Here is a 9,929-nt window from a genome sequence, read left to right as displayed (position 1 = left end):
CCTCTGATGTGTGTTTTGATGTTTCGCGTCCACTTTGTGGTTCTTGACGTACGGTCAAGCCACAACCACCCACCCTGACCGGTGTGGTCCATGCTCTTCGGAGTGTGTACTTGTCCTGGTTGGTGTGTTTGTGTGGTTGGGTTTGACAGGTCAATAGTGTTACGGCGGTTATAGCGTCAGGGAAACGCCCGGAAACATTCCGAACCCGGAAGCTAAGGCTGACTGCGCCGATGGTACTGCAGGGGGGACCCTGTGGGAGAGTAGGACACCGCCGGACTTCTTTTTCAAAGAAAAGGTCGTTCAGAATCGAAGATTACCATTGCTGGTAGCTTCGGTCCTGAGCGGCCTTTTCTGATTTCTAGACAGTGATTTGGGCACGACGCCCGCGGGAGGAAACCTCATGAACGACCGGTCGAATGGTAGCTACGACGGCAACGACCGAGCCCGACGCGACGGCAACCGTCCCGACGGGAATCGTTCCGACCACGGACGTCCGAACTCTGAGAACCGTGGCGCCCCTCGTGGCGGCGAAGGCCCCCAGCGTCCCTACCGTGAGGGGGGCAACGGCGGCGGCGCTTCCCGCGGTGCCGGCACCGGCGGCGGATACCGTGGCGGCAGTGCCGGTGGCGGCTCCGGCAGCACGGGTGGAGGCTACCGCGGAGGAAACTCTGGCGGCGGGAGCTCGAACGGTGGCTACCGCGGCGGAGACCGAGATCGTGGTCCGCAGCGCGACAACCGCGGCGGCCCGGCAGATCGACGCGACTTCCGCGACGACCGCCCGAAGCGTGACTTCGGCGGCGATCGCCCCCAGCGTCCGTACAACAGCGACCGTCCGCAGCGTTCGTTCGACGGGCCGAAGCGTGAGTACAACAATGACCGTCCTCAGCGTTCCTTTGACGGCCCTAAGCGCGACTTCAACAACGATCGCCCGAAGCGCAGCTTCGACGGTCCCAAGCGCGAGTTTGGCGGCGATCGTCCGCAGCGTCCGTACAACAATGATCGTCCGCAGCGTTCGTTCGATGATCGCCCGAAGCGTTACTACAACAGCGATCGTCCGCAGCGTCCGTACAACAGCGACCGTCCGCAGCGCTCGTCCGACGGACCCAAGCGTGAGTACAACAATGACCGTCCTCAGCGTTCCTTTGACGGTCCCAAGCGCGACTTCAACAACGATCGCCCGAAGCGCAGCTTCGACGGTCCCAAGCGCGAGTTCGGCGGCGACCGTCTGCAGCGTCCGTACAACAGCGATCGCCCCCAGCGTTCGTTCGATGGTCCCAAGCGCGAGTACAACAGCGATCGTCCGAAGCGCAGCTTCGACGGTGACCGTCCCCGCCGCGATGGCGATCGCCCCCAGCGCTCCTTCGACCGTGATCGTCCGCAGCGCGACGGCGGCTTCAGCCGCGACAACGCACGCAGCGGGGGAGACAGCTTCGGCCGTGGCGGCACCCGCGGCGGCGGTCGTTCGGATCGCGGCGGCGTGGATCGCGAATGGACCGAGGCCGAGCGCCTCCAGCACGAGCTGCGCCCCGTGCGCTCGGAGCACTGGGATCCGTCGATCCCGGAAGAGGTCGTCGCAAAGGACCTGCACCCCGGTGCCCGCAACGAGCTAAAGACGCTCGAGAAGGACCTTGCTGACGTCGTCGCGCGGCACCTCGCGATGGTCGGGATCCTGATCGATACCGATCCTGAGCTCGCCCACCAGCACGCCATCTCGGCGTCGCGGAAGGCTGGCCGTATCCCCGTGACTCGCGAGACCCTCGCGATCACCTCATACGTGAACGGCGACTTCGCCACCGCGCTGCGCGAGCTGCGTACCTACCGCCGCTTGTCGGGTTCCGAGCAGCAGCTCGCGATGATGATCGACTGCGAGCGCGCGCTCGGGCGGCCGGAGAAGGCCATCGAGACTGGCCACGGCGTCGAGGTCAAGACCCTGTCGACCGATGTGCAGGTGCAGGTCGCGATCGCGATGTCCGGTGCTCGCCTGGACTTGGGCCAGACCCAGCAGGCGCTGTTCGAGCTCGAGATTCCTCAGCTCGATCCGCAGCGCGCCTTCTCGTGGAGCCCCGAGCTCTTCGCCGCGTATGCCGCAGTGCTCAGTGACCTCGGTCGCGATCGCGAGGCAGCGCAGTGGCAGAAGCGTGCCGAGGTCGCCGAGGCAGCCCTCGAGGAGAAGTTCGGCGGCGCCGAACTCGAGGTGTTCGAGGTAGTCGAGGAGTACTCGTACGCAAACGACCGGGCGGGCGTCGAGATTGACGATGCGCCTCGTCACGTGGCCGAAGAGTCGCCGGCTGACGAGTTTGTGGGGCAGCCGGTCGACGTGGTCGAGAAGTCCGTGGTCGAGAATTCGGAGACGGAGGTGCTTGAAGCCGAAGTTGCTGCCGAGACTCACGCCGGCGTCGAGGTCGCTCCTGAAGCCGACGCCGAGACCGAAGCCGGCAGCGCCCCAACGGCGGAGCCCGCAGGGCAGGCCGAGCCGAGCGAGCAGGAGTAGTCGTGGCGCTCTTCCGCCGCGCCGCCGCAGGAGCTGCGCCGATCGAGGGCCGCGAGCTCGTACTCGCTGACCTCGACGGCGTCGTCTACCGCGGGCCGCTGGCGCTCCCTGGCGCCGTTGATGCGCTGAACCGTGCCTCGGAGACCGTGCGACTCGGCTACGTCACGAACAACGCCTCGCGGACCGATGTCGCGGTGGCCGAGCAGCTCACTTCGCTGGGGCTGCACACCACCGCCGCAGACGTGGTGACCTCGCCGCAGGCGGCGGTCATGCTGCTGGCCGATCACGTGCCAGCACACGCCCTGGTGCTCGTCGTCGGTGGCGAAGGCGTGGTCGATGAGCTTACGAAGGCCGGCTACCGCGTCACGCGCAGCGCGGAGGACAACCCCGATGCGGTCGTGCAGGGCTTTGCCCCGCACGTTGGCTGGGAGCACCTCGCCGAGGCAGCGTTCGCGCTCGCCGAGCGCCCGGGCCAGCCGCCGCTGCCCTGGATCGCGACGAACACCGACTGGACGATTCCGGTTGCGCGCGGGATGGCGCCCGGAAACGGGACGCTTGTTTCGGCCGTCCACACCGCGGTCCAGCGGCTCCCGGTCTTTGCGGGAAAGCCCGAACGTGCAATCTTCGAGACGGCGTTCGAGCGGTTCGGCACGCGCAACGCGCTGATGCTGGGCGACCGCCTCGACACGGATATCAAGGGCGCGATCGCCGCAGGGATCCCTTCACTGCACGTGCTCACCGGCGCGGATCGTCCCAAGCAGCTCGTTGCAGCCTCAGCGGACATGCGGCCTGACTATATTGTGGCGAGCCTCGCCGATCTGCACCTGCCCTACCCCGAGACGGAGCGCATGCGCGACGGCAGCCACCGGGTCGGTCGGTCGCGCGTGCGCATGAACGCCAACGTGGTCGAGATCGTCGCTGAGGGCGACTCCCAGATCGATCTCCTGCGCGCGGGCTGCGCGGCGATCTGGTCGTCCGGCCTCGCGATCTACGGGCTGCGCGTGCCCGAGGCGTTGTACGCCGACCACTGGCTGTAGCACTCCCAGTGCCCGGCGAGCCGGCGCCCGGCGTGATCTCGCCGGGCGCTGTGCTTCCGCGCTCAACTCCTTACATCTGCTCTTTGCCAAACTTGACGATCTATAAATATGGTTTATTGTTGAGTGAGCTGCAACGAGGGGACGCGGATGGCACAGGTGCCGGTAGTGATCATGGGCGTTTCTGGCGCGGGTAAAAGTACCGTGGGAGAGGCGTTAGCGGCCCTGTTGGGCCGTCCGTTCATCGACGCGGATCACCTGCACCCCGCCGAGAACCGGCGCAAGATGGAAGCGGAGACCCCGTTGAACGACGCCGACCGGGAGCCCTGGTTGCGCATCGTGGGGCTTGCAATCGCCGCGGGATCGCGGGACGGCTCCGCGCCGGTCGTCGCATGTTCGGCGCTGAAGCTGAGCTACCGCACGCTGCTGCGCGCCTACAGCCCGGAACTGGCGTTTGTGCACCTGGATGGGGACTCGCGCGTGATCTCCTCACGCCTTGCCGAACGCAGTCACGACTACATGCCCGCGAGCCTGCTGAACTCCCAGCTCAACACGCTCGAATCGCCGGCCGGCGAACCCGGCGTGGCCTGCTTGGAGATCGACCGCCCGGTCGAAGAGATCGCCGCAGCCGCCGCCGACTGGCTGCGCACGCTCGAAGCTGCACATGAACATCTGGAGGAGACGCGATGAGTACCCCTGTACCCAACGGTTCAACGCTCGAGCTGCGCGGGATCACCAAACGCTTCGGAAACTCCACGGTGGTTGACGCGCTCGACCTCCAGCTCAACCCGGGGGAGTTCGTCTCGCTCCTCGGCCCGTCAGGCTGCGGCAAGACAACCACGCTGCGCATGATCGCCGGGTTCGAGCAGCCAAATGCGGGCGAGATCCTGCTGGACGGCGAGAGCATTACGGGCCTTCCCGCGAACAAGCGCGAGGTCAACACTGTCTTCCAGTCCTACGCATTGTTCCCGCACCTCACCGTCGCCGGGAACGTCGCGTACGGCCTGCGTCAGCGACGCATTTCGAAGTCGGAGATCGCCGAGCGGGTCGCCGACGTGCTGCAGCTCGTGCGGCTTGAGCGTTTCGCGGACCGCAAGCCCGCTCAGCTCTCGGGCGGTCAGCAGCAGCGCGTCGCCCTCGCCCGTGCGCTCGTCAACCGCCCGCGCGTGCTGCTGCTCGATGAGCCGCTCGCGGCACTCGACCGGCAGCTGCGCGAAGAGGTCCAGATCGAGCTGCGCCTCATCCAGACCCGACTGCGCACCACTTTCCTGTTCGTCACCCACGACCAGGGCGAGGCGCTCGCGATGAGCGACCGAGTCGCCATTATGAATGGCGGCAGGATCGAGCAGCTCGATGACCCCGAGACCGTGTACGAGCGCCCCGCGAGCCGCTTCGTGGCAGGGTTTGTCGGCCAGCAGAACTTCTTCGACGACGTCCGCGCCGAGGGTGACGGGCTGCTCGTCACTGGTGACGGGGTGCGCTTCCACAGTGTGGCCGGGCCCCGATCGGGCTCGGTGACGGTTGCCATCCGGCCCGAGGCAATCTCGCTCGCGCCGGAGTCGGTGCACGCCCCGATCAACGCCGTGGCGGGCACGGTCGAGGCCGTAAATACCCTGGGCGATGCCCGTCAGTACGTCGTGCGGACACCCGCTGGCGCGACGCTGATCACCCGGGCCGCGCGCACCGTCGACCCGCACCGCTTCGCCGCGGGCGACCGCGTCCTCGCGTCGTGGCAGTCCGAGCACGTCGCCGTCTTCCCCGCAGTATCCGCCGTCTGACCCCGTCTATCTCAAGGGAGAGAATCTCATGACCGAATCACGCATTCCCAAGATCCTTGTTCCGCGCGCCCGTGAGTTGGAGCTGACCCGTCGGCTCTTCCTCGGCGGCATCGTCGGGGCGGGCGCGACGCTTGCGCTCGCGGCCTGTGCCCCGAGCGGCTCGGGCACGTCCGGTGGCGGCGCTGGCGCCGGCACGATGCGCGTGTACTCCTGGGCTGGCTATGACGACCCCACGAACGTCAAGGAGTTCGGCAAGAAGGTCGCCATTGACTCGTACTCCTCCAATGAGGAAATGATCGCGAAGCTCGTTGCAGCGCGCGGCACGAGCGGCTACGACATGGTGATCCCCACGGGTGTGTTCGTGCCGCAGATGGCGGAGAACGACCTTCTGGAGAAGCTCGACCTCAGCCGTCTGAAGAATATTGGCAACGTCGATGCTGCATTCATGGGCCAGGAGTGGGACCCCGACAACAGCTACACCGTGCCGAAGTTCTGGGGCACGACCGGCTTCGCGTATGACACCCGAGTGATTACGCGCGACCTCGTCTCGTGGGATGACTTCATCGACGCGGCCCAGAACGAGGCGAGCGGGCGCACGTCGCTCGCCGATGACCCGGGCGAGATCTGCTCGATTCTGTGCTTCGCTCGAGGCTGGAACCAGAGTACGCAGGACAAGGGTGAACTCGAGCAGATCCGCAAGTTCCTCGTGGACGACCTCGCCCCGCACATCTCGGCGTTCGACTCGGCCCCGGGCGGCGGCGCCATTCCCCAGGGGTCGCAGGCCCTCGTACACACCTGGAACGGTGAGGCCCGCCGGGGAATCCTGGCGAGCGGCGACCCCGATCGTTGGAAGTGGGTGCTGCCGACGCCTGAGACGAATCTCTGGACCGACAACTGGGCCATCGTCAAGGGCGCGAAGAACATCGATGCCGCGTACGAGTTCATCGACTTCTCGCTGGGCATCGAGGAGTCTGCGCGGAACACGGAGTTCGTCGGGTACGGCACCGGAATCGGCGCCTCGCAGGACGAGCTGGTGGCGCGCGACGTCGAGCTGCTCGACATGATCTTCCCCTCCGAGGAGGAGAAGGCGCGCATGTACACCGGCCAGATCAACGCCGCCCAGGAGACGCGCATGGCGATCGTCTCCGAAATGAAGGCGCGCGCGGGAGCCTGATGAGCGCGGCGAGAACTCGGACCTCCGGCGCCGAGCAGCGCGGCACGGCTGCGCTGCTCGCGGCGCCGGGGATGGCGTGGATGCTGCTGTTCTTTGCGGTCCCCATTTTGGTGGTGGTCTGGTACAGCTTCGGGCAAAAGCCGGGGCTCTATGGCACCCACGACAACTCCGTGCTCTCGCTCGCGCGCTACGGCGAGGCGCTCAGCGGCGCCTTCTTGCAGACGTTCGCGAACACCCTGCAGATTGCGGCGATCGGCACGTTCATTTGCTTGCTGATCTCGGTGCCGTTCGCGTATTGGCTCGCCGTGAAGGTGAGCGCGCGCTGGCGTTACGTCGTGCTCGCGCTCGTACTGGTGCCGTACTGGACAAACTTCCTCATCCGCACGATCGGCTGGCAGATTCTGCTCGCGCCCGAGGGGCCGGTCACACTATTCCTGCGTGAGGCGGGTCTCGTGGACGCGGCGTTCTCGATGCTGTACACGAAGGGCGCCGTCCAGCTCGGCGTCGTCTACAACTACCTGCCGCTCATGATCCTGCCGATCTTCGTCGCCATGGAGCGGCTCACGCCCGCCATGCGTGAAGCCAGCAAAGACCTGGGCGCCGGCCGCTGGGGCACCTTCCGGCAGGTGACCCTTCCACTCGCGCTGCCCGGCATTCTGGCCGGCATGTTGCTTGTTTTCATCCCGTTGATGGGTGATTACATCACCGCACAGGTGCTTGGCGGCGCGAAGGGGAACATGGTCGGCCAGATGATTGCGGGGCAGTTCCAGCAGGGTCAGAACTGGGCGCTCGGCTCGGCGATGTCGGTCACGCTGATCCTGGTCACGGTGCTCACGATCGCACTGGTCGCCGCCGTGGGCGTGGGGTGCGCCGTGGTGCTGCGTGCGCGCCGCCGCCTGCCCATCGAGCGCTCGTCCGCAGCTCTCGCACACACCAAGGAGTCCGCATGACCACGAACCCGCGCCCGCGCGGCCGCGGCGGTGACCTCGCGCTTCGGATCTTCGGGATCCTGGTGTTGGTCTTCCTGTTCGCGCCGCTCGCCGTCATCGTCGTGTACTCCTTCAACACCGGGCGCCTGCTCGGCGCATGGGAGGGGTTCGGGATTAACGCCTACGAGGCGGCCTTCCAGACGCCAGAGATCCTGCACGCCGTCGGCGTCTCGCTGCGTGCGAGCGTGATCGCAACGCTGATCTCCACGCTGCTCGGTTCGCTGCTCGGTGTCGCGATCGGGATGCGCACGGGGACGCTCGCGTCTGTGGTCATGGCTGTCCTCGCCCTCGTACTCGTCACTCCCGAGATCGTGCAGGCCGTATCGCTGATGCCGTGGCTCACCTCGTTGAGCGTGGACTTCGGCGTGGCGATCCTGAACGACGGGCTGTTGCGCCTCGCGATCGGACACTCACTCTTTGCTACCGCCGTCGTGTCATTCTTGGTGCGTGGGCGCGTGCGCGCGCTCGACCCGGCTTTGACCGAGGCCGCCTCCGACCTGTACGCGACGCGCTGGAACAGCTTCCGGCAGATCCTCCTTCCGCAGCTCGCCCCGGCCATCGGGGCGGGGGCGCTCATGGCGTTCACCTTGAGCCTCGACAACACCATCATCTCGGCGTTCGTGCAGACCACCGGAAACACCCCGTGGCCCGTGTACGTGCTGAGCTCGCTGCGCTCCGGGCTGCGCCCCGAGCTCGCGGCGATGGCGACCGTCATGCTCATCGCGACCCTCGCGCTGCTCGCGCTCGCCGCCGCCATCCTGGCGCGCGGGACCTCCACAGCCAGCGCCGCCCGAGCCCTCGTCGGCTCGGAGTAGACACGACCGAAAGGAGCCGCGGGTGACTTCTGCGCTCACACTCATCAACTGCAAGCTGCCACTCACCGACGGCGGACGCGAACGCTTCGCGGTGCGGGTCGCGAACGAGCGGATTGTCGAGATCGTGCCGATGGCGGAGCTTGCACCCGATGACGGCACGTTCTTCGACGTCGCGGGTCGCAGCGTGTTGCCCGGGTTCACCGACGCCCACGTCCACCTTGTCGAGTCCGGTATCGAACTGGCACGTTGCGACCTCTCTGCCAGCCGCAGCCGTGCCCACGCGGTCGAGCTGATTGAGTCGTACTGCGCGCGCTCGCCCGAGCAGCCCTGGATCATCGGACGGGGCTGGTCGCTCGATCACTTCACCGACACAACGACGATGCTCGCTGAGCTCGACCGGTCCACAGGGGAGCGCCCGGCGTACCTGTCCAACAAAGACGGACACAGCGCCTGGGTGAATTCCGCCGCGCTGCGACTGGCCGAGATCACACAAGACACGCAGGATCCTGCCGGGGGCAAGATCGAACGGGACGCCGAGGGCAACCCGGTCGGCCTGCTGCACGAGGCCGCGATGCTGCTCGTGGCCGACCTGCTCCCACCGCTCGACGACGATACCCGTGTCCAGGGACTCGTCACCGGCCAACAGCACTTCTTCTCGCTCGGGATCACCGGGTGGCAGGAGGCCATCGTCGGCGACTTCGTGCCGACCACCGACATCGAACGCTGCTACCGGCGCGCCGTCGACACGGGCGCGCTGTTGGGGCAAGTCACTGGAAACCTCTGGCTGCCGCGCGAGGACCCGATGGGTGCGCTGTCAGAGCTCATCACGCGCCGAACGGCGTTCGGCGAGACTGAGCGCTTCCGCATCAACGGCGTGAAGATCATGTACGACGGGGTGTGCGAAACGCTCACCGGTGCCGTGTCGATTCCCTATCTCGACGGCGAGAGCGAGCCGAACCTCGGCATCACGTTCTTTGACCCCGAGGAGCTCGCGCCGGTCGTGCTCGAGCTCGAGCGGGCTGGCTTCGATATTCACGCGCACGTCATCGGGGACCGGGCGACCGACGAAATGCTCTCGATGATCGAGGCGGCCCAGGCGGTCAGCCCCGCGCGCGATCGGCGCCACCAATTGGCCCACCTGCAGGTGTTGAACGAGGCGCTCATCCGGCGGATGGCGCTCAGTGGAGTCATCGCGAACATCCAGCCTTACTGGGCGCAGGGCGACGCCCAGATGACCGAGATGACGCTGCCGTTCCTTGATCCGTCGTTGCACAGTCACCAATATGCGTTCCGCTCGCTCGAGCACGCCGGGATTCCGCTCGCATTCGGCTCGGACTGGCCCGTCACGACGCCGAACCCGATGGATTGGATTCACGTCGCCGTGAACCGCGCCTACCCGGGGGACTCCGAAGCCCCGTTCCTCCCGCACGAGGCGCTTTCGCGGGAGAGTGCCCTGCTCGCCGCGACGAGCGGCGCTGCCTACGCCGTCCGGCAGGAGGACCTCCGCGGCGCGCTCGAGCCTGGCCTGCTCGCGGACCTCGTAGTGCTCGACGCAGACCTGTCCCTGATCGCGGATCAGGAATTGCACGCGGTGCGGGTCGACGCAACGTTCGTGCGTGGCGAACTCGTGTTCACTCGGGAATAGCCC

At 66.7% G+C, this 9,929-nt stretch carries 9 protein-coding genes and 1 rRNA gene; 9 read left to right on the top strand and 1 reads right to left on the bottom strand.

Annotation, left to right across the window (positions count from 1 at the left end; all coding sequences use genetic code 11):
• The first annotated feature begins 160 nt into the window (after positions 1 to 160).
• Positions 161 to 277, top strand: a 5S ribosomal RNA gene (gene rrf, locus KOE53_RS05075).
• An 81-nt stretch (positions 278 to 358) separates the two neighbouring features.
• On the opposite strand, the gene KOE53_RS05070 is transcribed toward rrf, so the two are convergent.
• Complete coding sequence (locus KOE53_RS05070) at positions 359 to 1,516, bottom strand: hypothetical protein (RefSeq protein ID WP_188057636.1); 1,158 nt, start codon at positions 1,514 to 1,516, stop codon at positions 359 to 361.
• Here KOE53_RS05070 and KOE53_RS05065 point away from each other — a divergent pair.
• The 8 genes from KOE53_RS05065 to KOE53_RS05030 all read left to right on the top strand — a co-directional run bounded on the left by KOE53_RS05065 (position 1,478) and on the right by KOE53_RS05030 (position 9,926).
• Entirely contained in the window at positions 1,478 to 2,491 is a 1,014-nt protein-coding gene (locus tag KOE53_RS05065) for a hypothetical protein (RefSeq protein WP_188057635.1), read from the top strand. The genes KOE53_RS05070 and KOE53_RS05065 overlap by 39 nt on opposite strands.
• A gap of 2 nt (positions 2,492 to 2,493) precedes the next feature.
• Positions 2,494 to 3,528: an HAD-IIA family hydrolase gene (locus KOE53_RS05060; protein ID WP_188057634.1), complete on the top strand. Its 1,035-nt coding sequence runs from the start codon at positions 2,494 to 2,496 to the stop codon at positions 3,526 to 3,528.
• Between the two features lie 147 nt (positions 3,529 to 3,675).
• The gene (locus tag KOE53_RS05055; protein ID WP_241095418.1) at positions 3,676 to 4,215 is read left to right on the top strand and encodes a gluconokinase; all 540 of its coding nucleotides are present in this window, start codon (positions 3,676 to 3,678) and stop codon (positions 4,213 to 4,215) included.
• Positions 4,212 to 5,303, top strand: a complete 1,092-nt coding sequence (locus tag KOE53_RS05050) for an ABC transporter ATP-binding protein (RefSeq protein WP_188046652.1) — start codon at positions 4,212 to 4,214, stop codon at positions 5,301 to 5,303. Before KOE53_RS05055 ends, KOE53_RS05050 begins: the two co-directional genes overlap by 4 nt.
• 28 nt (positions 5,304 to 5,331) lie before the next feature.
• The gene (locus KOE53_RS05045) at positions 5,332 to 6,477 is read left to right on the top strand and encodes a polyamine ABC transporter substrate-binding protein (RefSeq protein WP_188046653.1); all 1,146 of its coding nucleotides are present in this window, start codon (positions 5,332 to 5,334) and stop codon (positions 6,475 to 6,477) included.
• The gene (locus KOE53_RS05040; protein WP_188057633.1) at positions 6,477 to 7,427 is read left to right on the top strand and encodes an ABC transporter permease; all 951 of its coding nucleotides are present in this window, start codon (positions 6,477 to 6,479) and stop codon (positions 7,425 to 7,427) included. The genes KOE53_RS05045 and KOE53_RS05040 overlap by 1 nt, the downstream gene beginning before the upstream one ends.
• A complete protein-coding gene (locus KOE53_RS05035; protein ID WP_188057632.1) occupies positions 7,424 to 8,281 on the top strand; it encodes an ABC transporter permease in 858 nt (285 codons plus the stop codon). The genes KOE53_RS05040 and KOE53_RS05035 overlap by 4 nt, the downstream gene beginning before the upstream one ends.
• A 22-nt stretch (positions 8,282 to 8,303) precedes the next feature.
• A complete protein-coding gene (locus KOE53_RS05030; RefSeq protein ID WP_188057631.1) occupies positions 8,304 to 9,926 on the top strand; it encodes an amidohydrolase in 1,623 nt (540 codons plus the stop codon).
• Positions 9,927 to 9,929: the final 3 nt, after the last annotated feature.

Origin of the sequence: Leucobacter sp. CX87 (assembly GCF_018682295.1) — a bacterium.
Taxonomy (GTDB): domain Bacteria; phylum Actinomycetota; class Actinomycetes; order Actinomycetales; family Microbacteriaceae; genus Cx-87.
This window is presented reverse-complemented; position numbering and strand designations above follow the sequence as displayed.

Coding starts and splice junctions, on each gene's coding strand:
- KOE53_RS05055 (WP_241095418.1), top strand. CDS start 3,676: ATGGCACAGGTGCCGGTAGTGATCATGGGCGTTTCTGGCGCGGGTAAA.
- KOE53_RS05050 (WP_188046652.1), top strand. CDS start 4,212: ATGAGTACCCCTGTACCCAACGGTTCAACGCTCGAGCTGCGCGGGATC.
- KOE53_RS05045 (WP_188046653.1), top strand. CDS start 5,332: ATGACCGAATCACGCATTCCCAAGATCCTTGTTCCGCGCGCCCGTGAG.
- KOE53_RS05040 (WP_188057633.1), top strand. CDS start 6,477: ATGAGCGCGGCGAGAACTCGGACCTCCGGCGCCGAGCAGCGCGGCACG.
- KOE53_RS05035 (WP_188057632.1), top strand. CDS start 7,424: ATGACCACGAACCCGCGCCCGCGCGGCCGCGGCGGTGACCTCGCGCTT.